This is a genomic window from Streptomyces sp. 891-h (assembly GCF_022760275.1).
GTDB classification, from domain to species: domain Bacteria; phylum Actinomycetota; class Actinomycetes; order Streptomycetales; family Streptomycetaceae; genus Streptomyces; species Streptomyces spirodelae.
Genome location: NZ_CP050693.1, coordinates 1,975,106 through 1,998,707 on the forward strand (window position 1 = coordinate 1,975,106; position 23,602 = coordinate 1,998,707).

Annotated in this window: 16 protein-coding genes; 3 read left to right on the forward strand and 13 right to left on the reverse strand. The window is 70.3% G+C overall.

Going from position 1 to position 23,602, the window contains the following annotated elements; all coding sequences use genetic code 11:
- Nucleotides 1–684 precede the first annotated feature (684 nt).
- The 8 genes from HC362_RS08275 to eccB form a co-directional block, all read right to left on the reverse strand.
- Nucleotides 685–3,129 carry a PQQ-binding-like beta-propeller repeat protein gene (locus tag HC362_RS08275; protein ID WP_243083262.1) on the reverse strand — a complete coding sequence of 815 codons (2,445 nt, stop codon included), beginning with the start codon at nt 3,127–3,129 and terminating at the stop codon, nt 685–687.
- Between the two features lie 161 nt (nt 3,130–3,290).
- Entirely contained in the window at nt 3,291–3,605 is a 315-nt protein-coding gene (locus HC362_RS08280) for a WXG100 family type VII secretion target (protein ID WP_243083263.1), read from the reverse strand.
- A 112-nt stretch (nt 3,606–3,717) separates the two neighbouring features.
- The gene (locus HC362_RS08285; protein WP_243083264.1) at nt 3,718–4,104 is read right to left on the reverse strand and encodes a hypothetical protein; all 387 of its coding nucleotides are present in this window, start codon (nt 4,102–4,104) and stop codon (nt 3,718–3,720) included.
- A 70-nt stretch (nt 4,105–4,174) separates the two neighbouring features.
- A complete protein-coding gene (locus HC362_RS08290; protein WP_243083265.1) occupies nt 4,175–5,242 on the reverse strand; it encodes a S8 family serine peptidase in 1,068 nt (355 codons plus the stop codon).
- Between the two features lie 163 nt (nt 5,243–5,405).
- Nucleotides 5,406–7,244, reverse strand: coding sequence for a hypothetical protein (locus tag HC362_RS08295; RefSeq protein WP_243083266.1), 1,839 nt, complete (start codon nt 7,242–7,244; stop codon nt 5,406–5,408).
- Between the two features lie 33 nt (nt 7,245–7,277).
- Nucleotides 7,278–7,817 carry a hypothetical protein gene (locus tag HC362_RS08300; protein ID WP_243083267.1) on the reverse strand — a complete coding sequence of 180 codons (540 nt, stop codon included), beginning with the start codon at nt 7,815–7,817 and terminating at the stop codon, nt 7,278–7,280.
- 218 nt (nt 7,818–8,035) lie between these two features.
- On the reverse strand, nt 8,036–9,271 hold the full coding sequence (mycP, locus tag HC362_RS08305; protein ID WP_243088433.1) for a type VII secretion-associated serine protease mycosin: 1,236 nt from the start codon (nt 9,269–9,271) through the stop codon (nt 8,036–8,038).
- A 138-nt stretch (nt 9,272–9,409) separates the two neighbouring features.
- Complete coding sequence (gene eccB / locus HC362_RS08310; protein WP_243083268.1) at nt 9,410–10,927, reverse strand: type VII secretion protein EccB; 1,518 nt, start codon at nt 10,925–10,927, stop codon at nt 9,410–9,412.
- A 250-nt stretch (nt 10,928–11,177) separates the two neighbouring features.
- Here eccB and eccE point away from each other — a divergent pair, with 250 nt between their 5' ends.
- The 3 genes from eccE (at nt 11,178) to HC362_RS08325 (ending at nt 16,736) form a co-directional block, all read left to right on the forward strand.
- Nucleotides 11,178–12,566 (forward strand): type VII secretion protein EccE, encoded by a 1,389-nt coding sequence (gene eccE, locus HC362_RS08315; protein ID WP_243083269.1) that lies wholly within the window; start codon nt 11,178–11,180, stop codon nt 12,564–12,566.
- A complete protein-coding gene (locus HC362_RS08320) occupies nt 12,566–13,270 on the forward strand; it encodes a hypothetical protein (RefSeq protein ID WP_243083270.1) in 705 nt (234 codons plus the stop codon). Before eccE ends, HC362_RS08320 begins: the two co-directional genes overlap by 1 nt.
- A gap of 112 nt (nt 13,271–13,382) precedes the next feature.
- Complete coding sequence (locus HC362_RS08325; RefSeq protein ID WP_243083271.1) at nt 13,383–16,736, forward strand: SCO5717 family growth-regulating ATPase; 3,354 nt, start codon at nt 13,383–13,385, stop codon at nt 16,734–16,736.
- A 92-nt stretch (nt 16,737–16,828) separates the two neighbouring features.
- Here the strand turns inward: HC362_RS08325 and HC362_RS08330 are convergent, their stop codons facing one another.
- From HC362_RS08330 to HC362_RS08350, 5 genes are all read right to left on the reverse strand, one after another.
- Nucleotides 16,829–17,776 (reverse strand): bifunctional riboflavin kinase/FAD synthetase, encoded by a 948-nt coding sequence (locus tag HC362_RS08330; protein WP_243083272.1) that lies wholly within the window; start codon nt 17,774–17,776, stop codon nt 16,829–16,831.
- A 120-nt stretch (nt 17,777–17,896) separates the two neighbouring features.
- A complete protein-coding gene (locus HC362_RS08335) occupies nt 17,897–21,406 on the reverse strand; it encodes a S1C family serine protease (protein ID WP_243083273.1) in 3,510 nt (1,169 codons plus the stop codon).
- Nucleotides 21,407–21,639: 233 nt separating this feature from the next.
- Entirely contained in the window at nt 21,640–22,566 is a 927-nt protein-coding gene (gene truB / locus HC362_RS08340; RefSeq protein WP_243083274.1) for a tRNA pseudouridine(55) synthase TruB, read from the reverse strand.
- Nucleotides 22,567–22,569: 3 nt separating this feature from the next.
- The gene (gene rbfA, locus HC362_RS08345) at nt 22,570–23,070 is read right to left on the reverse strand and encodes a 30S ribosome-binding factor RbfA (protein ID WP_209268424.1); all 501 of its coding nucleotides are present in this window, start codon (nt 23,068–23,070) and stop codon (nt 22,570–22,572) included.
- Between the two features lie 105 nt (nt 23,071–23,175).
- Nucleotides 23,176–23,472 (reverse strand): DUF503 domain-containing protein, encoded by a 297-nt coding sequence (locus tag HC362_RS08350; RefSeq protein ID WP_209268425.1) that lies wholly within the window; start codon nt 23,470–23,472, stop codon nt 23,176–23,178.
- Nucleotides 23,473–23,602: the final 130 nt, after the last annotated feature.

Below are 23,602 nucleotides of genomic sequence, written 5' to 3' on the forward strand. Positions count from 1 at the left end.
AGAAGGGCAGCCAAGCTGAAAATGTCGCCGGGTGGGGTGTGCGACTCGGAGCTGTTCTGCAGCTCGTTCCTGTCCGCACCCGCATCGGCTACGCGCATGGCCCCGAATCCGAACAACAAGACGCCCCGCCCGGTCAGCAGGACGCTGGAGGGGGCAATCCCGGTGTGCACGAGACCGTCGGCGTGAGCGCGCGCCAGTGTTCGGGCCACTGCAGCACCGAGCGCCCGAACCGTCGCCTGCGGCAAGGGGCCACCTTGCGCCTTCAAGGCCTCAGGGAGCGGCAGCGCGGGTTCGTACGGAGATACGGACCACGGCACCTGAGCCCGAGTCGGTGCGACGTCGACGACCGGAACCGCGGCTGGGCCAGCCATGCGCCGTGCCTTCTCGCTCTCTGCGCGGAACCGGACTCGATACGCAGGGTTCTCTGCGAAGCGCGGGGAGAGCGCGCACAAGAAAACCGGGCCGAGCGAGGAGACTTCGGTCTCCCTCAACGCAATATGCAAAACGGTGTGCGCCACCCCTTGCTGGTCCGGCCTGGCTTCCCAGGAACAGAGGACACGAAACGAGTCGTTGTGCTGAGGGGGCTCCATACGCGGCCCTCTCCTTCCAGAAAATGCGACGCACTCGGTTTCCGGGCGCACGGAAGGGCGCCCCAGCAGCCCTTCCTCATGCGTCTCCAGCCGGTCATGTGACGGGCAGCGCGTGCAACGTCCGCCCGTTCAGAACCAGCAGTGTGTTCTTCGCCAGCCCCATGTGTCGCAAGGACATCTCACCGTCGCCCGCACGGCCTGGCTCGTCAGTGAAGCGCCACACCATGCGCCCATCTTCCGCGGAGAAAGTGAGAACTTCGGGCCCTAGCAATACCAGCACGGTGCGGCCAGAGCCCGATACAGCGACCTCGGGCTCCCCCTCGGTGCCGCCCGTAAGGCTTCCGGGATCTCGGTGCCATACAACCCGACCCGTGCGCACGTCGAAGGCTGTCACGGCCGCGCCCCCGTCAGCGACATAGATCCGGCCACCGTGAACAACCGGCTTACTGTATGACCCGTCATTCGAGCCGGCGGGGACTTTCGCCACCCACAAGGTCCTCCCTGAGGTGACGTCGAAAGACCGCAGTTCAGCGCCCGTCGACGACAACACAGCATGGCCCGAACTTGTCGGTAGACGATGCACGGACGCCGTAGCCGGCGTACCTTTGTACCTCCTCGACCACTGCTCGGAGCCGTCGCGGCGGTCAAAACCAATGAATCGCTTGTGCGCACCCTCCTCCTCCGTGCTGCCCGCAGCAATGCCGCCTGCTGCTGGAGGTTGCGGAACGACGATCGTGTCCTTAAGCGAAATAAAAGCATCGCCATCAGGGGAGCCACCCGCCGAGGCCCACTCCTCGCCCGGATCGAAGAACCCCTTGGGCAGCTTCGTCCGCCATATCTCACGATGTTTCACGACATCGTAGGCGGCAGCGAACGGATGCTCTTCCAGGCCGGTTTCATCTTCGACAGTGAGGAAGCAGAACAGCACGCCACCCTTGACCCCGAGAGAGCGGACCAACTTCACGTCACTCGTATCGTATTTCCGCTCCTGCCACCGAACAGCGCCTCCCCACGCGGAGACAAAGGTAGGCGGTTCTCCCTGTAGCAAGACAATGCCGTTACCGGCGTCCACCGGCTGTTCCTCCAAGAGGAGATCCTCAACCGTCCAGCGACGCTTGCCGTTGCGCAGGTCGATTCCTGCCGTATCAATCCCCTCGCCCACGACAACGACTCGGTCCCGCCAGACAAAAGGGTTCAGCTTGCTCGGTGCGGAGTCCTTGAGGCGGAATTGCCAGAGGGGGCGTGGTGCGACACCCTCGACGCGTTGGCCGCTCACGGTCTTGCGCTTCTTTCCAAAAGCGCCGCCCGCGACCATCCCGAACCCGACTGCTGCCCCTGTCGTGCCCGCTGTCAGCCCAGTGAGGACGAGACGCCGGGAAGGGGTGAGCCGCGAGATCGGAGAAGACTTCGCGGCCGGGGCCACCGGCGCGTCGACTGCGGTCGGACGATCCTTGACCGCACCGGCCTTGACTGCACCGGCCGCACGGTCCGTCGTTGTTGCCTCATGAGTAGTCGCGGACTGTGTGGCTGCGGAGTGAGAGACCTGGTCAGTACCGCGCTGTAGTCTTTGCTGTTCGCCCTGTTGAGAGATCCCCACGGCGGGTTGAGGTTGCGGTTCGGCCGCCAGGAGGTGGACGGTCTGCTCCGCAAGTGCCCTGACGACGTGTGCGGGCAACCACCCGTAGGAGAGTGCGCGTCTCACCGCGTCGGCTGCGTACTCCTGGGTGCCGCTTGGTAGTGTCCCACCGGGCCCACCGGTGATGCCGTCCATCAGTTCCTCAGCAACCGATGACGGCTGCGGCCGTGCCGCTGGATCAGCGCTGAGGCATGCGGACACAATAGGCCGCACCCAGAGCGGAACCTCGGGCAATTCCGGAGCCAGCTGACCGGTTGAAGCGTAGGCAAGGACACACCCCAACCCGAAAACATCTCCGAGCGGACGTGGTCGCCCTCCGGCCAGTTGTTCAGGTGGCGTGCACTCCGCGAGCAGACCAGCCGCGCGGGACCGCTCTTCACCGTCCGGGCCGGCTGTCCGTACGGCGCCGAAGTCACTCAGAACCGGGCCGCTTGCGCTCAGGAAGACCGCAAGCGGGGTCACACCAGCATGGGCATGACCGGCGGCATGCAACTGCCGAAGGCGCTCGGCCAGCACAGCCCCCATGACCCGGACCGTGCGCTCTGGAAGGGGGCCCTTCTGCGCTACCAGGGCGCTGGGCAGGGCGATACCGGGCACCCGCGACACGGCGTACCACGGCCTGGGTTCCTGAGGCGTTGAGACATCCACGATCGACGCGAGTCCGATGGCTGCCCCCGCCAGGCGACGGGCATTCTCGGCTTCGGCTCGGAATCGGGCCCGATATTCGGTGTCCGCGGCCAGTTCGTTGGTAAGGCTGGTGATGACCACTGTCGTCTGGTCGGCCGTCGCCCGGGCGAGGAATCGCTGATACGCGGGAGGGACAACGCCGAACGGATCGTCCAAGCGGCTCAATAGCCGGTACGGGCCAAGAACGCGAGGGTCATCTGGGCGCAGCGCCTCCACGTGGCGTGCCCTCCTCCTTGCCTGGTTTACCACCCGATCGGGAGTAGCTTCTTGCCGCAGTCCGGTGCGGGTGGCGTTGGCGCTGCTCAACTTCCGGGGTGGGCGCCTCCCGCACTCGCCCACCCCGACTCGCCTCAACAAGCGAGATGCTGCTCGGTCAGCTACTGGTTGTACTGCTCGAACAGCGCCCTTCCACGCTTGTCCCCTGCGAGGTACAGATGACCGGCGCGCCGGACCTCGGCAGCGATGGCCAGCAAGCGGTTCTGGATGTCGTCAGCCTTCTGATCCCAGCCGTGCTGAGCCTGCTGGTAGGCCTGCTGTCCCTCGCCTTCCCAGATCTCGGAGACAGAGCGAACCTTCTGCTGAACCTTTTCCATGTCAGCTCGAAGGTTCTTCGCCTCCTTCATGATGGCATCGGCGGCAGCTTCCAGGCTGCTGTATGTGACCTTGAGATGATCGCCGTTGTTGTACCCCATGTGATTCCCCTACATCTCGGCTCGCGACCTGAAAGGAGCGCGGCCATGATGCCGCGCTGAGCTGTTTGTGTTACTGCGGCTCGTTTCTGGAGAGTCGGCGCTGGCGCGACTGTCACATCTGGCTGAGCTTGGAGGAGTAGGCTCCGGCCAGTGAACCCTGCGTGGTGTCAGGCCCGGTCGCCGAGAAGTTTTCACCGCTGCTTCCGAGCTTCTGCATGCTCTGGACGATGTCATCCTCGTTCGAGTTCTTGATGCCGAGGTTCCCGTGGATCGATCCGACGAAGCCTTCCATGATCCGGCGCTGGACGCGCAGGTCGTCGTTCAGCCCCCTTTGGACGCGGTCGAAGGCTCCCTTTCCGATTCCCTGCCAAGCACCCTCGAGGTTGTCGATGAGCTCATTCAGGCGCCTGACTCGCCCCGAGATGCCCCCCATCATTCCTTCGAGCTCGGTCACCAACGACTTGAGAGTCTCGTCATCTACATTCTGCCTGTCACCCATTGCGCCTCCTTACGGTTCATGCGCCTTCGGCGCACCGGTTGAGTGTTGATGTTGTGGTTAGCCATTGTGGTTATCCACGACGAGCGCGCCTGATCGCGAGAGCAGTTCCCCCTCCGATGACAAGCACTGCTGCACCCGCACCAGCAGCCACCCACAATCCCGAGTTGCCGCCGCCTTCCCGCTCCGAGTCTGCCACCTTGACCTTGTCCGGGGCAGCCTCTTTGTCGGAGCCCTTGGCCTCTGAACTCGACTTGTCCGGTTTCGTGTTGAGTGTCCGCTCGCCAGTGAGCGGACTGATGTCGGGGTCGCCGGGATCGCCCTCGCCCTCCAGGAGGTTCATACGTGGGCGGACCTCTCCGTACCCCACGTACTTGCTGGGCTTGTCCCCCTTCAGGCCGGCGGTTTTGATCATGACGCGGAGCACCTGGTTCGAGGTCCAGTCCGGGTGGTGGGACCAGATCAGGGCTGCGGAGGCCGAGACGAGGGCGGACGCCGTGCTGGTGCCGCCTCCGGGGCAGTATTTCTGCTTCTTGCCATCACACCAGGCAGGGAGATCCACGCTCGGCCCGGAAAGGACCGTGTGCTGACTGTAGTTGGAGTAGTCAGCGACCTTTCCGGCCTTATCGGTAGCCGCCACGGCCACCACATCAGGATATGCTGCCGGATAGTTGTCGTGGTTGCCCTTCTTGGCATCATTTCCGGTGCTGGCTATAAGAAGCTTCCCCTTATTCGTCGCATACCGAACGGCTTCCTTGACGGCAGGATGAGGAGCCCCGCCGAGCGACATGTTGATGATCTTGGCATCGCTGTCAGCCGCCGCCCTGATGGCCTTGCCGAGGTTGTCCTTGGTGGTGTCCGCGCCTTTCATTCCCTTGATAGTGGTCCGAAATGGAATGATTTTCGCATCTGGCGCGAGACCCTTTATGCTGCCATCTTTGCCGGATCCTGCAATGTATTCGGCCATCGTCGTCCCATGGCCACTCTCATCACGCGTTTCATCGCCAGGAGCTCCCGAAAGGTCCTTCCCGGGCAGGACACGACCTTCGAGCGCCTTGCTGGACGGGTCAACTCCGCCGTCGATAACGGCTACTCTGACTCCGCTGCCGGTGCTGACCTTCCATATCTTTTCGGCCTGCATGACCTTGAGGTGCCACTCCTTGGACTGGATTCCGTCCGCGCTGGCGGCCGGAGCCAGCCCGACCGTGCAGACCGCCCAAGCTCCGACTGCGGCAACCCAAGTGAGGAGACGACGCCTTGGTCGGTGTTGCCGGAAACTTGCCGTCATTGTTGCTCTCACTTGGTTACTCGATGACTGGCGGCACACTGCCACGCTGTCCGGTCGGCCTCTTCTGTCCCTCTTCTGACGAGGGGTCCGTGCGCCGCGGCGTCTCACGCTGCTTCTTCGGCGAAGAGGTCTGTCCTCCGATGACGAGACCGGAACCGCCGGGGATGGACCTGCGAGGATCGGGCTCCTGATTCCCGGTACCGTCGCGCGGCTCTCCGACAATGCCGTTCCGGTCGCTCGGTCGTCTACGGTTCTTCTCCGAACGCCCGCCGCCCGTGCCGCCGACTCCCCCCGAGCCCAGAGCATTGACAGGCGGGGCCATGCCGGTGAGCCGCCGAGCAGCCGGAGTTCCCTGCCCGTCGATGACCGTGCCCTGCGGCCGTTGTGAGGCCGACGGCTTCGCACCGGATCCGGACTGGTTCGGTGTACCACCGACGATTCCGCCGCGCTGAACAGCCCGAGGGGCGCCGGAGTTCGTTCCTCGACCGCCGGTAGTGGGCCCCGTCGTGGCCGGCGGAACGCCCATCATTCCCGGGCGCCCGAGGGGCCGAGGTCCGTTGTTGTTGCCGGCCTGTCGGCCGGCCTGCCCGGGCGGCGGGACCGGACCGACCGGGCCCGGGCGCATCGGCCCCGGGCGTCCGACGGGACCAGTCGGCCCCGTCTGTCCGGTGCGGCCCGGGTTCATGGGCGGTGGCACGTAGGGACGTTGCGGTCCAGGACCGGTGGGACCCACTCGGCCAGGGCCTACGCGGCCAGGAGGCGCACTACCCGGCGGCACGATGACAGGACCAGGGCTGGGAGGCCCACCGGGCGGCAGGCCGGGCTGGCTGGTTGTCGGAGGCATCTGGGGTGGAGTGCCGGGCTCCATCGGCTTCACGACGGGTGCGGGAGGAGCGCTGTCGATGTCCGTCCCGACAGACGCCTCCGGAAGAACAGGCGCCTGAGGGCGATAGTGGGGTGCGACGGAATCGACCCTGCTGACCCCCTCGTCGCCATGCGGCACGTAGGGCGCAGCTGCATGGGGGGTTGCCGTCGCCGGGCTTCCAGCGGCATGGGGCGCTGCTGCGCCATCCCTGCCTCCACCAGCACCGCCAGGAGGGGAAGGGAGGAAATCTCCCCGAGATGCCGGAGGCACTCCCACGTCCGGCATCGTTCCGAACACCGGCTTGTTCTTCTCCGCGGCCTGGATGTTCGTTAGCGCCACCTTGTAGTAGGAGCTCAGCTTGTTCATCTGCTGGATGGCCTCTTGGCGGTTCTTCTCCCGCTCGCGTGCCTTCGGCGTGGACTTGCTGGTGATTTTGGGAGGAAGGTAAGGCCCGAAAACCTTGTCCTCCTCCGGGTCCCGCTTCGGCATCGAGGCCTTGACCATGGACAGACCGAAGCCGGCCGCCTTGAGCTGGGTGCCCGCGGCACCCGCGTACTCGCTGAGCTTGAGGGTGTCCCGGTGAAGGCCTGTGGCCCACTTGGAGAACTGTTCCTTCGCCTCTCCCTTCCAGTCGGGCTCCACCCCGTCGAAGTAGGTCTTCAGCTCCTCCGCGGCCTTCCTGATGGCGCGAGCAGCGTCCCAGAGGGCATCCCCGACGTCCTCCAGGTCCTGCGGGGAAGCGTCCTCGACGAGATCCACCATCTGGTTGAGGCGGTAGGGCTCGAAGTCCGTGGTTCCACTCGAGCCGGCAGCGGGTGGGGCCAAGGGGCCGGCGCCGGGAGCACGGAAAAGCTCGGGCTTCTGCGTGGTCGGCGGCTGCAGGAAAGGGCTGAATTCCATCGGGAGTGTGGGGTCCTCCGGCATCTCGTCCGCCGTGTACCCCTGCCCTGTGAACGGGTCAACAGGTTCCTTTTTCCCCTTGTCGCCCATCTGTCCTCCTGAATCCGGGTGTGCGCCTGCCGATCAGTGTTCGATCTCGTCGGCGTTTCCTCTGGGCTTGTTCTCGGTAGGCGTCTCGCCACCCTTGTCCTGACCCTTGCCGCCGTGCTGCCCCTCACCGTCCGGGTGCTTCAGCTTCCTCTCCGCCGCTTCCACCCGGGCCTGGATCTGCCAGAAGCGACGCTTTTCTTCCTCATCCAAGGCGTCGAAGCCCTCGTCAGCACCCTTGATGGCGATGCCCGTCGCGTCGATCTGGTCCCGGAGGGTGGAGGAGAGGAGCGTGAGGGTTTCGTGCACCTCGGCGTATTTGGCGAAGAGGTCGTCCGCTTCCGTGTAGGGGATACTCTCCCCGCTGAGCGACTTCCTGGTGACGCGCCTGCAGGAGACTTTGTGCTTCGCGGCGGGGGAGGTGTCCAACTCCGAGATGACCCCGTCGATACGCGTCTTCAGCTTCTTCAGCGCTTCCGCACGCCGCTCCAGGCCCTCCTTCGAGGAGGGCGACGCCTTCACCGGCGACAGCACCGGCGGTGGCATCTCCTTGCCGTCGGGCCCCAACTGCCCCATGGGCTCCCCCCTTCTGCCCCGTTTCATCCGCTGTCCGGCGGTCTTCGTGGTCCGGCCGGGCAGCGCTCATGTCACTGTAGTAGTTGTGTCCGGCACGTTCCAACTGCAAATGAGCTGTGAGTAGTTGCTCGTAGCAGGACCGTAACGTGTGACACAGGCGTGGCACATGCCTCTCTTCTATCAGCCGCCTCCGACACCGGTGGGGTGTCGGTTCCCGTTCAGCGGGTGGTCGCCGGGCGCTTGCGGCGGCGCCAGTCGCGGTAGATGAGCGAGGAGCCCGCGACCACCGCGACGAGGGTGCCGCCCCCTACAAGGACGTAGGTTCCCAGCCTCTCGTTCCGTTCTTGCTCGGTTTCGCCGAGTTGAAGCTTGGCCGGGGTCGGTTTCTCGACCGTTTCGACGCCTTCTTCGGCCACTGGGCGAGTGATGCGCTTGTCGTCCTTGGTGAGGGCCGCCACCGGGTCGACGACGCCCCAGCCGACGAGGCGGTCGTGGCCGGGGATGGAGCGCTCCGCGGTCTGCTCGATCTGGGCGACGATGTTCTGCTGGGTCCACTTGTCGGGGCCCTTGCCGTGCTTCGCGCGGAGCAGGGCCGCGACTCCGGCCACGTAGGGGGCGGAGAAGCTGGTGCCGTTGTCGACGCAGTGGCCGCCCCCGGGGACGGTGGAGACCATGTCGACGCCGGGGGCCGCCACGTCCACGAAGTCGCCGGCCTGGGAGAACGGGGCGCGCTCGTTGTTGCGGTCGGAGGCCGCGACGGCGAGGACGCCGGGGTAGGAGGCGGGGTAGGTCTTCTTGTCCCTGCCGCCCAGGCCGTCGTTGCCCGCTGAGGCGATGACCACGACGTCCGCCTCTACTGCCCGCCGCACCGCCTGCTCCAGTTCGGAGTCCGGTTGCAGCGCCTCGGCGGTGTCCTGGGAGATGTTGATGATGTCGGCGTCGGCCTCGACCGCGTAGTCGATCGAGTCGGCCAGAGTGGCGGCGGTGCCGCTGCCGTTGGCGTCGTTCTGTTTGATCGGGATGATCGTCGCCTTGGGGGCGAGGCCCACGAAGCCGGTGCCTTCGGCCGGACGTGCGGCGATGATGCCGGCGACCTTGGTGCCGTGGCCGACCTCGTCGCTGGTGCCGTTGGCCTTGCCGCGGGGCGTGGCACGGCCGGTCTCCTCGTCCTTCTTCGGCTTCTTGGGCAGCAGGTTCTTGCCCGCGTCGGCGTCGACGGCGTCCTTGAGCTGTTCGTTCTTGATGTCGACACCGGTGTCGATGACCGCGACCCGGACGCCCGCGCCCTGGTCGGTGTTCTGCCACAGCTCGTTGAGCAGGACCCGCTGGAGCGACCAGGGGCGGCCCTTGAAGGGCTTGGCGGGGAAGCTGCACTGGGTGCTGGCGTCCGCGGCTGCCGGAGGGGCCGCGGTGACGGTCAGGGTGGAGGCTGTGACGGCTGTCGCCGCGGCCACCGCCCCCAGTCGGCGCAGCCGCAGCAGTCGGCACAGGAGTGCGCTGCCGGGCCGCCGGTCCCCGCTCACGGGTGTCGTCGTACGGCGGCTGCTACTGGGCCTCGTCGCCCCGTCGATCCTGTCCATCCGTGCCACCCCTCAGGAGCCCTGCGGCTGTCGTGCGTCGCCGGTGGACAGGCGGGGCCCGGTGGGCAGGAAGGCGGCCCAGGTGGCGGGGATGGGCGCGGGCTTGACCTTCTCGTATCCGAGCCGGCGCTGGGCGTTCTGGGTCTCGGTCTGCTGCTGCTTCTTCTCGGACTTCTTGTCCTCACCGATCCCCGATTCGCCCTCCTCGCTGTCGGTGTTGTTCTGCATCGCGTAGCGCAGGCCGGTGTCGGTCACCAGGAAGATGCCGCCGTCGCCGGGGCTGCGGCCCTTGAACTGGCGGAAGAGCTGGCCGGTTCCGGGGGTGACGTAGGCGCTGGAGGTGCCGGCGGGGAGCTGTTCGGGGAACTCCTTGCCCACCCAGGTGCTGAGCGTGGTGGCGCCGGTCTTCTTGTCGACCTTGCGCAGTACGTTGCAGGCGACGTTGCGGCTGCCGGAGCGGGTGCTGGCGGAGTTGACGGCGTAGCTCTCGTCCTTGGGCCACTTGAGGCTTTCGCCCCAGTCCCCGGACGCGGAGAAGGCGCTGGCGTTGACCTTGATGGCCTCGCCGTTCTGCTTGAGCGGCAGCAGCTGCTTGGAGGAGAGCAGGAGCTGTGCCATGAAGTCGCTGATCCGCAGGACCCTGCCGGACAGCACGATGTAGTGCTGCATGTGGTTGCCGGACGGCGCCTTGATGACGGTGCCGACCTTGTTGGTGTTCGGGTCCAGGCCGGAGATGCCCGCGTCGGCGCCGACCTGGCCGGGGACCTGGGGGAAGGAGATGTGGCGGCCGGTGTGCAGGGTGGCGAGCCACTCGCGGGAGACGCGCTGCGGCTTGCGGTTGCCCACCAGGATGGTCAGCAGGGTGTCGTCCTGTGCGATGCGGTACTTCCAGCCGGCCTTGTCGACCACGTACAGCCGGTCGTCGGGGCCCTGCACGAAGATGAGCTCACCCTTGCGCAGCCGGTTCTTGCCCTCGACCTTGTCCTGGTCGCGGTCGGCGAGGACGAATGCTGCCTTCTGGACGGCACGGTCGCCCTGGCTGGGCCGTACGCAGACGGCCCAGCGCTTCTTCTCGCCCGCCTCCTTCTCCTCGGGGAGCCGGTCGGGGGCGTAGGGGATGCCGAGGGTGGCGCCGTGCGGGATGTCGCCCTTGTCGAGGACCTTTTCGTCGACCTTGACGACCTCGCCCTTGCCCGGATCGAGGAGCAGCTTGGCGGAGGCGAGGTTGAGCACCGGGTGGAGCTGGGGCTTCCCGTTGGTCTTGAGGACCACGTACCGGGTGGTCGACTCGGAGCCGATGATGACCTTCTCCTCGGGCGTGTCCCAGCCTTCTGGGGCCTTCGGTTTGAACATGCCCCAGGCGCCGAACCCGACGAGGATCAGCGCGCCGACGACGACGCCGGGCAGGATGCCGCGCAACGGGCGGGGTGCGCCCTCCTCCGTGCCGGTCGGTGACGGCTGGAGGAACGCCGCCACCAGCCGCTTCTTGGCGAAGGTATAGGCATTGAGCTCGTCGCGCCGTGATGCCATGAGTGAAAGACGCTCCCCTGAAGTACCTGCTGTCCCCCGCACCGTCCGGCCCTGAGGGACCCTGAGAGCCCCGGCCGGTCCGGAACGGTACCGCTCGCCGGTCCGCGCGACGCTCGCGGGCGCTGCCGATTGTCGGACCGGGCACCTACTATGCCGGTTGGGGATTGCCTTGTGCCGCTCCGGTATCGTGATCGCCCGCCCAACGCCCCCGACGAGTGGGGCGAATTCGGACATGAGGGGGCCTTCTCGGATGGGATCTGCGACGCGGGCGCGCGGTGCGGCCGGCGCCACGAGCCGCTCTGGGCCGGGTGCGTCCCGGCGCCCGGGAGCCGCCGCGTCCGCGTCCCGGGGGTCTCAGGCCCCACGGCCGGCCCCTCGGGTGCCTGCCTCGACGACGCTGCGCACCGAGTCGCGTACGAGCCGTCTGGGACCGTTTCAGTTGCAACAACTGGTGCTGCTGGAGCTGGCCGCCGCCGTGCTGCTGATCGCGGCCGCCATCGACCGGCTGCTGCTGGTGCCCGGCGTCGTCGTCGCCGCCGTGCTGGTGGCGCTGGCCGTGATCCGCAGGCATCAGCGCTCCGTTCACGACTGGTTCGGCACGCTGCTGGCGCTGCGGGCGCGCAAGCGCTCGGCGTCCCAGCCGCTGACGCCGGCGATGGTGCTGAACGAGGAGGGCGAGCGGGTCGACGCCAGCTTCCTCCCGCTGGTCGAGTGCGCTCCGGCGCTGCGCACATACGCCTATGTGGACAAGAAGCGGCGCACCACAGGGATGCTGGGTGACGGCACCTTCCTGACGGCCGTCGTGCGGATAGAGGCCGCACCCAGCGCGCTGCGCCCCGCCTTCGGGGCGCGGGCGCTGCCGCTGGGGCTGATGCACGACGCGCTCGATGTGGACGGCATCGCGCTGGAGTCCGTCCAGCTGGTGCAGCACGTACAGCCCGCACCGGCGCCCCACCTGCCGGACCAGTCGGTGGCACGGCGCAGTTACGAGCCGCTGCAGGAGCAGACCGGGTCGCCCGCGCTGCGGCTGACCTGGGTGGCGCTGAAGTTCGATCCGGAGCTGTGCCCGGAGGCGGTCGAGGCGCGCGGAGGCGGCCTGGAGGGCGCGCAGCGCTGCCTGGTGCGCGCCGCCGACCATCTGGCCAGCCGGGTGACGGGAGCCGGCTTCGTCGCCACGGTGCTCAACGAGCAGGAGCTGACGGCCGCGGTCGCCACCTCCGCCTGCGTGAGCCCGGCGGCAACGGCCAGGGCGAGCCGCCCGGACGCGGCTCCCGCGCGGCGTACCGCCGAGTCGGCGCGCACCTGGCGGTGCGACGACCGGTGGCACACCACCTACGCGGTCGGCCGCTGGCCCGAGTTGGGCCGTGCTGCCACCCCGCTGCCGCGCCTGGTGGCGCTGCTGACCTCGGCGCCGACGCTCACCACGACGTTCAGCGTGACGCTGGGCCGCTCGGCGCGCCGCAGCGCGGTCACGGTCAGCGGCCATGTGCGGCTGACCGGCCGATCGGACAACGAGCTGGCCGGTGCCCGCCGGCATCTGGAACGGGCCGCCCGCTCGGCGCGGGTCGGGCTGGTGCGCCTCGACCGGGAGCAGCTGCCGGGCGCTTTCGCGACGCTGCCGCTGGGGGGTGTGCGCTGATGGCGAGCCGCTACACGCAAGGGCTGCTGGGGCCGCACCGTATGGAACACGCTGTGCCCGCGGACCATTTGGGCGCACTGTCGCTGCCCATCGGGGACGACGGCGTGGTCGTCGGGAACGACGCGGAGGGCCGCCCCCAGGTGATCGGCTTCCACCACCCGTCCCCGTACGACGTGGTGCTCGTCGGCGGCCTGTGGACGGCGCAGGTGCTGGCGCTGCGGCTGGCCGGAACGGGCGCACGGGTGGCGGTGGAGACCGGCCGGGCACAGGTGTGGACGCATCTGGTGCAGGCGGCGGGCGCCGGCCAGGAGTGCATCTCGCTCTACGACGTGGGCCGGGTACCGCCCATGGGCCCCACGGTGAGCAGCCCGGTGCTGGTCATCCGGGACTGCGGCATGCGGCCTCCACGCGGCCGTGTCGCGGCGATGCCGTGGCAGTCGGTGCTGACACTGCTGCCGTATCTGAGCCCTGTCGCCCCCCGGCTGCTGCGCGGCGCGGCGCTGGTCGGCGTTCAGCGGGTCTCACCGGATGAGGCGCAGCAGATCGGCCGCATCATGCAGTTGCCGCCGCAGGAGGTGGAGGCGCTCTCCACGCTGGGCGACGGTGTCACTCTTTGGTGCACACGACGCGAGAGGCAGTACGCGCTCACGCAGCCGACCGACGCGGAGTCGGGGCTGCTGGGGACGCCGCGACGGCTGGACTGACGCCGGTCGCCGGACCGCACTGCCCGAGTGACACTTGCGATGATTAGGCTGGACTGACGCGCGTGGGCGGGCGCGTGACAAACCGGGGTGAATGACCACAGCAGGAGGCATTGTGAGCAGCGACCGGGACGAGATCCGCGTCCGCGGGACCATGCCCGGCTCCGACCAGCTCGACGCGGAAGCGGATGCCGAGAGCGAGCCGGAGGCCACGGGCCAGTTCACCATCGACTACACGCCGCCTGCCTGGTACACCCAGGACGCGGCGAGCAGGCCCGAGCCGCAGGAGACGACGCCTCCCAGTGCACCGCCGCCGCCGAGCGCACCGGCGCCCGACGCGTCGGCACCGATGCCCGGAACGGGGCAGCAAGGCCGCGCTGCGGGCGAACCGGCCTACGGCAGTGCGGGATTCAACGACGGTGACTGGTGGGCGAGTTCGTCCGGTCCGCCGTCTCCGCCGGCAGGCCCGTCGACTGCGGACGTTCCGCCGTCGGCCGACAGCGCTCCCTCGGCAGGCTTCGAGCCGGCCGAGTCGCCTGGTGCCGCCGGGACCTACGGCACCTCCGGCTCCACCGAGGGCGAAGCACCGGGAGCGGAGCTGCCCGCCTTCCCCTCGCTGAAGCCGTTCAGCGAGCCGCGGGCCGACGAGCCGGAAGCAGCGGCGGACGAGTCGGAGCCGGAGCACGCTTCGGGACCTGCGGAAGCCGCGACGACGGCTGAGGCCGAGCGTGAGCGTCCGCTCACCGGCATGCCCGCCGACACTGCTGACGACCTGGGGCCGGACTCCTTCGGTGCGGATGTGGCCGGTGACGATGCGGCGGACGGTGATGCGGCCGACGGTGATGTGGCCGGTCGCGATGCCGCGCGTGGTGACGCGGACCTGGCGGGCGCGGACGGTGCGGATGTGGACCGTGCGGCCGCGCCGAGCTGGCGCGCTCCCTCTCCTGCCGTGACGGAGCCCGAACAGCCCACGGATGAACCCGGTCAAGCGGCCTCCGCTGCTCCGGAGCCCGTCGAGCCGCCGCAGGCTCCCGTCACGTCCGCCACGGCACCGGAGACCGAGGAACCGCCGTCCCCGGGCCCGGCCGAGGACGGCGCCACCATGCGCTTCTCCGCGTCCGCGCTGCGCCGGGAGATGGCCGCGTACGCCGCCAAGGAACAGCGCGAGAGCGAAGAGGCCTCCGCGAATCCGGCACAGCCCGAGGGCGGTGACGGCGAAGGCGCGGTCGACCGCTCCGAACCGCGGGAGACGGACGAACCGGACGAGCCGCAGGACGCGATCCCCGCCGCGTACGACTTCGATCTGGACACACCCTCCGAGCAGCGTCGGTACGCGGAAGCGCCCGCACCGACGCCGCCAGAGCCGCAGGACGCGGAGCCGCAGGACGCTGTGCCGCCCCATCCCCTCGCCCCCGCAGTACCGCAGGAGGCGGCCCCTTGGGCGGCCCCGTCCGGCGAGGGTGACGGAAGCAGTGCGGGAGGCGCACAGGAACTGCCGCCGCTGCCGCCGGACTTCCAGCCTGCCGCCGCACCGCCGCCGGGCACGGCATGGCCGGGCGCGGCCGAGCAGCCTGCGGCGGCGCAGGGGATGCCGTCGGCACCGTACGCACACCAGCAGCCGCAGCCCCAGCAAGCCGGGCAGAATCCGCAGGCGCCGCAGATCCCGCACCAGGCGCACCACGCACAACAGCCTCCGCACCAGGGGCAGGGCCAGGGGCAGCAGTTCCCGCACCAGCCCCCGGGCCAGGGGCAACAGCCGGGCGGCCAGCCGCAGGAGAGCCGCTACGGCTATCCGCAGGCAGGGCAGCAGCAGCCCCAGGCCGGCGCCGGAATGCCACCCGCGCAGCAGCAACCGGGGCACTCGGTGCCCGGCCAGGCCCAGCCAGGGCAGCAGCACCAGCAGGGGCCCAACCAGCCCGTGCCGCCGCACGGTCAGCAGCAGGCCGGTCCGCAGCAGGCCGGTCGGCCTCAGCACGGTTACGGCTACCCAGGTCAGCCTCAGCCCGGAACGCCCCAGCAACAGCAGGCCCCGAGCCCGGCACAGCCGCAGCAGCAGTCCCAGCCGCCCCAGCCGCCCCCGTCCCAGCCGCAGCCCCAGGCCCCCGCGCCGGGTCAGGGCCAGCCGTCGGCTCCAGGGCAGCTGCCACCCGGCCATGCTCAACAGCCCAGCGCACCCCAGCCCCAGCCACCGGCTCAGGCACAGCCACCAGCCCAGGCACAGCAGCCCCTGCAGCCGCATCCCGGCGCCGTTGACCCGCGCCGGGTGGACCAGTCGGGGTCACCGCTGGGCTATACGGCGGCAGTTGAGCTCTCCTCCGACCGGCTGATCAACAACAAGAAGAAGCCGCGCCCCCAGTCGGGGCACAAGAGCTCGCGGTTCAAGTTCGGCGCCAAGAAGGAGGAGGCGGAGCGGCAGCGCAAGCTGGATGTCATCCGCACTCCGGTGCTGTCCTGCTACCGGATCGCGGTCATCAGCCTCAAGGGCGGTGTGGGGAAGACGACCACCACCACGGCCCTGGGTTCGACGCTGGCCAGCGAGCGCCAGGACAAGGTGATCGCCATCGACGCCAACCCGGACGCGGGTACGCTCGGCCGCCGGGTGCGGCGCGAGACCGGTGCCACCATCCGCGACCTGGTCACGGCGATCCCGTATCTCAACAGCTACATGGACATCCGCCGGTTCACCTCGCAGGCGTCGTCCGGGCTGGAGATCCTGGCCAACGACGTCGACCCGGCGATCTCGACGACGTTCAACGACGACGACTACCGCCGCGTCATCGATGTGCTGGGCAGGCAGTACCCGATCATCCTGACCGACTCGGGAACGGGCCTGCTCTACTCGGCGATGCGCGGTGTGCTGGACCTCGCCGACCAGCTCATCATCATCTCCACGCCGTCCGTCGACGGTGCGAGCAGCGCCAGTACGACGCTCGACTGGCTCGCCGCGCACGGCTACTCGGAGCTGGTGCAGCGGAGCATCACGGTGATCTCCGGCGTGCGCGAGGTCGGAAAGATGATCCGGGTCGAGGACATCGTGGCCCACTTCGAGACCCGGTGCCGCGGTGTGATCACCGTCCCGTTCGACGAGCACCTGTCGGCGGGCGCCGAGCTGGATCTGAACATGATGCGGCCCCGTACCCGTGAGGCGTACTTCAACCTCTCCGCGATGGTCGCCGAGGACTTCGCGCGCGCCCAGCAGGAGCAGGGTCTGTGGACAGCGGACGGCAACCCGCCGCCGCAGCTGGCCCCGCCGATGCCGGGGCAGGGCGGCGTACCGGGCCAGCCCGCACAGCCCGGGCACCCGGGTGCTGCCGCGGGTCCGCCGCCCGCACAGCAGCAGCCCCAACCGCCGTACGGGGCGGGCGGCGGCTACGGGTATCCGGGCCCCGCGCAGCCTGGGCAGCCGCACCCCGGGGCCCCCGGGCACCCGGGACAGCCCCAGCCCGGCAGCGGCTGGCAGCAGAGGTGAGGGGCGGCGGACCGTGGTCCGCCGCCCCTCACCTCGTCACGCACCCGGGGCAGGCTGCGGGCCCGTGAGCCCGCGGCCACGCCCCCGCGGGCTCAGTCTTCCGCCACCGCCGCCACCAGGCGCCGGGCCTCGTCGACGTCCTGCGCCATCCGGGCCTTGAGGGCTTCGAGGGTCTCGAACTTCTCCTGGCCCCGGATGTACTCCAGGAAGTCGACGGCCACGTGCAGCCCGTACAGGTCCAGGCCCACCCGGTCGATGGCGTACGCCTCGACGGTGCGCTCGGTGCCGTCGAACTGGGGGTTCGTGCCGACGGAGAGCGCGGCGGGCATCGCCTCGCCAGCGGCGGTCAGCCAGCCCGCGTACACGCCGTCAGCGGGGACGGCGGTGTGCGGCAGCGTCTCCACGTTCGCCGTGGGGTAGCCGAGCTCGCGTCCGCGCTGTGCTCCGCGCACCACCAAGCCCTCGACGCGGTGCGGACGGCCGAGCACCTCGCTCGCGCCGCGCATGTCGCCCTCGGCCACCAGTCGCCGGGCCATCGTTGAGGAGAAGGCCTCGCCGCTCTCCGTGCGCTCGAACAGGTCGACGACGATCACGTCGTAGTCGTATGTCTCGCCCAGCTCGGTGAGGGATGCGACGGTGCCGGCCGCCTTGTGGCCGAAGCGGAAGTTCGGGCCCTCGACGACGCTGCGTGCGTGCAGCTTGTCGACGAGCACCTTGACCACGAAGTCGGCGGGCGACAGCTTGGAGAAGTCGGAGGTGAAGGGCAGGACGAGGACCGCGTCGACGCCCAGCGCGCCCATGAGTTCGGCCCGTCGGTGGTGCGGTGCGAGCAGCGGCGGGTGGCTGCCCGGCCGGACGACCTCGCTGGGGTGCGGATCGAAGGTGACGACGACAGCCGGGACGCCCAGTTCCCTGGCGCGCTCCACCGTCCTCCCGATGATGAGCTGGTGCCCCCGGTGCACCCCGTCGTACGAGCCGATGGTGACGACGCTGCGCCCCCAGCCCTCGGGGATGTCCTCCAAGCCACGCCAGCGCTGCACGTCTGCTCCTCGTCGCTACCTAGTTCGCCAGTGCCTGTGCCCATGGTGATGGCGGGTCTCGCCGGTCCAAGGGTGCCATGCCCCGCACCCCCGGCCCGCACGGACCCACCTCCGGGCGGCTCACGGGTGGGCGCCGTGAGCGCCCCGCCGAAGGAGACCGCTCTCGGCGCCGTACCGGCCCTCCGTCCCGATGTGCCGCACCAGCGCCTCCCCGGCCCTCTGGTCGGCCCTTGTGCCGGCCTTCTGGTCGGCCCTCTGGTCATCCCTCCTGTCAGCCCTCTTGACCGCCTTCTTGTCGGCCCATGCCTCGGCCCTGTGGCCGTTGCCGCTGGGCGGGCCGGTTCCGCTTGTGGGCAGGCGCCGCGGACGGGGGGCGGTCGCACGTCGGGACACGGCCTCGAGGGCGGCCTCCAGGACGGACACGTCGCGCTCCTGGGCGAGCAGCAGGTCCAGCAGTTCGTCGCGCAGCGGCCCCTCCCCCATGCCCAGCACCCGCGCGAGCTCCGCCCTGAGGGGCGGCTCCTGTTCGCGTAGCAGCTCCGCCACCAGGGGGAGCAGCACCGCGCGGGCGCCAGGCCCGTGCCGCAGCCGGTGGCCCACGTAGGCGGCCACGTCCTCGCGCGCCCGCCACGGACGGAGCTCGGCGTATGCGCGTACGAGCGCGGCGGCCCGGCGGGCCAGTGCCGGGGTGCGTACGCGTGCGAGCGCCCGTACGGCCTCCGACTGCGCCGACGGGTCGCCGGGCTCGGTCAGCAGCGAGCGGAAGGCGGCGAGGACCGGCTCCGGGTGCGTGGTCAGTGCGGCACCCAGGGAAGCGGCCAGCTGTGCGTCCCCGGTGTCGGAGAAGCGGCGCAGCGCGGCCCCCATGTGCCGCGTGCGGCCACGCGGATGCGGGTCCCGTACGAGCATGGTGAGAGCAGCCGTGCGCAGGTCGGTGCCCGCGCGGCGGTGCAGCAGCGCGAGCGCGGCGGACCGCAGCGGTTTCCGGTCGGTCTCGCTCCGGGCCAGGCGCGCGGCCTGAACGCCGTGGCGGGCGGCGGCCGTCCAGCGGCTGTCGCGGCCGTCTCGGCTGTCATGGGCCCACCGCTCGACAGCTCGGCACATGACGGAGAGTTCGTCGTGCACCAGCTCGGCCAGGAGTTCGTCGGCGCGCGGGTGTGCGGCGTCCACAAGGGCGTCGGCAAGGTCGTCGGCGGCGCGGTTCCGGTGGGTGTACAGCAGCGCCTGCGCCGCGGTCGCGACGGTGGGCACGGTGCGGCTTTCCACGTCCGTACGCCGCCGCAGCGGCCGCTGGTCGCTGAACCACTCGCACAACAGCCGCTGCACGGCGACCGGTTCGGCGATCAGCAGTTCCTCCAGCAGGTCGAGGCTGCGGCCCTGTTCGCACGGTCGGTCCGCCGGTGGGTCGGCGGGCAGCAGGTGCCGCAGCAGTTCGGCCTTGTCGGTCACCGTGAGCGGCAGTCCGCGCCAGAAACGGGGCCCGAAGTGCTCCCGCACCATGGCGCTCTCCTGCCGCTCTGCCACTCGCCGCGCCAGGCACGCCAGCACCTGCGTATACGGGCTCGCGTCGGGCAGCAGCGGAAGCGTCCCGGCCAGCAGGTGCACCGCCCACCAGACCGCCTCGCCAGGTGCAGGAGCCTGTCCAGGCAAGCAGTCGGCCAGCCGTCGCAGCCGGGGAGTGAGCGCGACCGCGCCGTCTCTCCGGTCGCACAGCAGCAACGCCTGGACGACCGGTCCGATGCGGTGGTGCGGCACCGGCGGCGCCTCGGTCGCGTCGCCCTGGCCCCGGTTGCCCACGAGCGCGTCCAGCGCACCATCGAGATCCAGGTGGCAGCCCTGCAGCCAGTCGGAGAATTCTTCGTCCACGAACCGGTATCCCTCGCCGGCCGGGGCCAGCGCGCCCTCCGCCAGCACGGCGGACGCCCAGCCACCGCGCCGCGGGAAGAGTTCGTCGAAGGCGGCGCGGCTCAGGTCTCCCTGCCCCGACCCGAGGCAGCGCCGCGCGGCCTCGTGCAGCCGGCCCGCGACGCGGGCCGCGAGCCGCCGTACGGCCCCGGCGTCCTCTCCCTCCGAGCCCTCGCCGTCCGAGCCCTCACCGTCCGAACCCTCGCCCTCGGTGCACGAGGTGAGGCGCTGCGCGATACGGAGGCACAGCAGGTCGAGGAAGGCGGAGACGATCTCGTGCCGGGCAGGGGCCCGCTCACCCTCCCCGTCGGCCGGGTCCGCATCCGACCCACCCGGTGGTCGCCGTCCGCACAGTGCGCCTTGCGCGGCACGCACCTGGGACAGCATCCGCATCGCCAGGGGGTGCCCGGCGTCGCGGGGTGCCAGGAGGCCGTCCGGCAGTCCGTAGGCGGTCTGTGCGCGGGCGGCCTGCCGTCTCGGCAGACCGCCCACCCGGACACTGCCGTCGGTACCGGCGAGTGCGTAGAGCATGTCGGCGGGAAAGAGCGCGGCCGCCTGTTCCCAGTGCTCGGGGCGGCAGGCGACGGCGAGCCGCGCTCCGGAGGCTCTCAGCCAGCTCGCCGTACGGGCGGTCCACTGCGGCAGCGCGTTCGCGAGTTGGAGGGGCATCTCCTCGGGCGCGTCCAGCAGTACGAGCAGCGGCCGGCCGGCAGCGGACGCGAGACGGGCCACCAGATCGGGGTCCGCACTGTGGGCGTCTCCGGGGCAGGGCGCGACCGCTGCGAGCGCGCGGCCGACCGCGTCGCCGAGGCCCGTGTCGTCCGGGCGCAGGTCGGCGCCGCGCAGCCAGACGCTCGGCGCGGGGGCGGCCGCCCGGGCCCTCCGGGCGACCGCAGCGGCCAGTTCGGTGGTGCGGCCCGTACCGGGGGCGCCTACCAGTGCGAGGACGGAAGCACCGCTGTGTGCGAACATCTCGAAGGCCTCGGCGACTTCCGGCCGGGTCACCGCGTGGGCGCACCGCTCGACCGCGGGGCCCACACAGGCGGCCGTCAGCCGCAGCACGCCGGCCAGGTTCAGATCGGGCCCGAATCCGGGCACCGCAGCCCCGTTGCGCCGCAGCAGCACCCCGAGCGGGCCGTCGGGTGCCGCCGTGCCCGCCGCCCGCAGCGGCACCGCGAACGTTCCGCGCCGCCCCGAGGTCGCGTGCAGGGCGGTGCCCAGGACGCCGAGGACGGCCCCGGTCGAGGCGTCCACGACGGGGGCTCCCGACGCCGTGCGGGAGAGCCGCAGCGGGACACCGGCGGCCTCCGGCAGCTCCACTTGGAGCACCCGTTCCATGGCGTGGTAGCGGGCGGTGGAGGTGTAGGTGGCGGACACGGTCCCGGTCAGCGTGGTGCGCACCGCCTCGTCCTCGGTCAGCAGTACCGCCGGGGTGCCTGGGTGTGTCCGTTCTCCGCCGATGACCAGCGGGTCGAGGTGGTGCAGTCCAGGTGTGCGGATGAGTGCCAGGTTCCACCGCGGCACCGGCGTGATGTCGCGGTCGCCCGCGACGAGGGTGCTGCGGGTGCCGTCCCCGGCGTGCAGGACGACCCTGCCGAGACCGTCGACCGCCTCGTGGCTGGTGACGACCGTGCCGAGTCCGTCGGCGACGAAGCCCAGACCGCGCGGCCGTCCCGCCAGATCGCGGATGCGAACCAGGGTGGGTCTCCCGCACACCGTCGACATCGCTCGAACCTCCGCGCCGGCCCTCACCGCCGCGTCGACCGTAGAGCGGAGTTGATCAGTGGCGACAGGTCCGGCGCCGAACGCGCCCCCACCCGCGCCCGCGCTTCACCCCGAGCGCCCGCCCACTCGGGTGAACCGACCGGCGAACAGGGATATCCCCGCCGCTTCACCCGTCGGGGGAGTCGCCCCGGCAGCGTGGGCCGCCAGACCGGGAGCCACAAGACCGTGAGCCGCTACACGAAGACCGCCAGGCTCTTCGCCCTGCCGCCCCGCTCCTCCACCAGCGCGACGAACTGCCCGCCCGGGCCGAACACCGCGACAGGGCCCGGTCCGACGGCGTCCGACGGCATCCGCAGCTGGACGCCGTTGCCGATGCGCCGCGCCTGCTCCTCGCCCACGTCCCAGCGGGAGAAAGCGGCGGCCGCGGCCTCGCCCAACGGCAGTACGGGCAGCGGCTCCTCGGCGTCCACGTACTCCTGGAGCCGCTCCAGGGTGTGGGCACCGTCGAGCCCGTACGGGCCGACCCGGGTGCGCCGCAGTGCGGTCAGATGGCCGCCCGTGCCCAGCGCTGCGCCCAGATCGCGGGCGAGTGCGCGCACATAGGTGCCGGACGAGCACACCACGGACACCAGCAGATCGGTGACCGGAGTGCCGTCCTCGGCGGTCTCCTCCCGCACGTCGTGCACCACGAACGAGGAGACGGTGACCGGCCGGGCGGCCAGCTCGACCTCCTCGCCCTCGCGCACCCGCGCATACGCGCGCCTGCCGTCCACCTTGACCGCGCTGACGGTAGAGGGGACCTGCGAGATCTGTCCGGTCAGCGTGGCCACCGCTGCCTCCACGCGCTCCCGGTCCAGGTCCTTGGCGCCCCGCGCGGCGGTGATCTCGCCCTCGGCGTCCTCCGTGACGGTCTCCTGACCGAGCCGGACGGTCGCCACGTACTCCTTCTCCGTCAGGGCGAGGTGGCCGAGCAGCCGGGTGGCCCGTTCGGTGCCGATGACCAGTACGCCGGTGGCCATCGGGTCGAGGGTCCCCGCATGCCCGACACGGCGGGTGCGGGCCATACCGCGCAGCTTGGCCACCACGTCGTGCGAGGTGAACCCGGCAGGCTTGTCGACGATGATCAGCCCGCCGGGTCCGTTGTCTCTCTTGCGTGCCACAGGTCAGGCGCTCTCGTCCTTGCCGCCGGAAGCATCCCCGCCGTCCGCATCGGCGGGCGGCTCCTCGTCGTCGAGAGCGGACTCGCCCGGCTTGCGGTACGGGTCGGGCTCGCCCGCGTACGAGGCACCGGAGGAGGCCTTGCGGACCTCCTCGTCGGCGGCCCGGGCCCGGGCGAGCGCCTCGTCGATGGTCTTGGCGGTCTCCGGGAGCGCGTCAGCGACGAACGTGAGGCTCGGCGTGTGCTTGATGCCGGCCGCCGAGCCGACGGCGGAGCGGAGCACGCCCTTGGCGCTCTCCAGACCCGCTGCCGCGGCCTTGCGGTCCTCCTCGTCGCCGTAGACGGTGTAGAAGACCGTCGCCTCCCTGAGGTCGCCGGTGACCCTGGTGTCCGTAACGGTCACGTGTGTGCCGAGCCGCGGGTCCTTGATCCCCCGGTGCAGCTTCTCGGCGACCACCTCACGGATGAGGTCCGCCAGCCTCTTCGCCCGCGCATTGTCGGCCACTGGTCCGTCTCCTTGCTCTGCGCCATGCGCTCACGCGCTGCTGCATCCTGCGTTACTGCTGTTCTGAGTAGCCGCGACCGCTTCCGACCAACCGCGACAGAGCGGCTAGTCATCGTCGTCGCCGTGGAACCGCCGCCGCACGGACAGCAGTTCAATCTCAGGACGCGCGGCGACCAGCCGCTCGCAGCGGTCCAGCACGTCACTGAGGTGCCCCGCGTCCCCGGACACCGCCGCCAGCCCGATACGAGCCCGGCGGTAGAGGTCCTGTTCGCCCGTCTCCGCCACGCTGACCGCGTATTTGCGCTGCAGCTCGGCGACGATGGGGCGGACGACGGAGCGCTTCTCCTTGAGCGACCGCACGTCGCCGAGAAGCAGATCGAAGGACAGCGTCCCTACGTACATACAGTGCGGGTCATGCCACCCGTGGGGCCTTGGGGTACCGCCCAGCGGAGGCTGGGCGTGCCAGTCACTGGCACCGTACACGCAACGGCCGGGGCCGATCGACGGAAATATCTTCCGCCGGTCGGCCCCG

Bases quoted from the DNA above. Each gene is read 5' to 3' on its own strand.
- HC362_RS08280 (WP_243083263.1), bottom strand. From the start codon at position 3,605: ATGGGGTACAACAACGGCGATCATCTCAAGGTCACATACAGCAGCCTG.
- HC362_RS08285 (WP_243083264.1), bottom strand. From the start codon at position 4,104: ATGGGTGACAGGCAGAATGTAGATGACGAGACTCTCAAGTCGTTGGTG.
- HC362_RS08290 (WP_243083265.1), bottom strand. From the start codon at position 5,242: ATGCAGGCCGAAAAGATATGGAAGGTCAGCACCGGCAGCGGAGTCAGA.
- HC362_RS08295 (WP_243083266.1), bottom strand. From the start codon at position 7,244: ATGGGCGACAAGGGGAAAAAGGAACCTGTTGACCCGTTCACAGGGCAG.
- HC362_RS08300 (WP_243083267.1), bottom strand. From the start codon at position 7,817: ATGGGGCAGTTGGGGCCCGACGGCAAGGAGATGCCACCGCCGGTGCTG.
- eccB (WP_243083268.1), bottom strand. From the start codon at position 10,927: ATGGCATCACGGCGCGACGAGCTCAATGCCTATACCTTCGCCAAGAAG.
- eccE (WP_243083269.1), top strand. From the start codon at position 11,178: ATGGGATCTGCGACGCGGGCGCGCGGTGCGGCCGGCGCCACGAGCCGC.
- HC362_RS08320 (WP_243083270.1), top strand. From the start codon at position 12,566: ATGGCGAGCCGCTACACGCAAGGGCTGCTGGGGCCGCACCGTATGGAA.
- HC362_RS08335 (WP_243083273.1), bottom strand. From the start codon at position 21,406: ATGTCGACGGTGTGCGGGAGACCCACCCTGGTTCGCATCCGCGATCTG.
- HC362_RS08350 (WP_209268425.1), bottom strand. From the start codon at position 23,472: ATGTACGTAGGGACGCTGTCCTTCGATCTGCTTCTCGGCGACGTGCGG.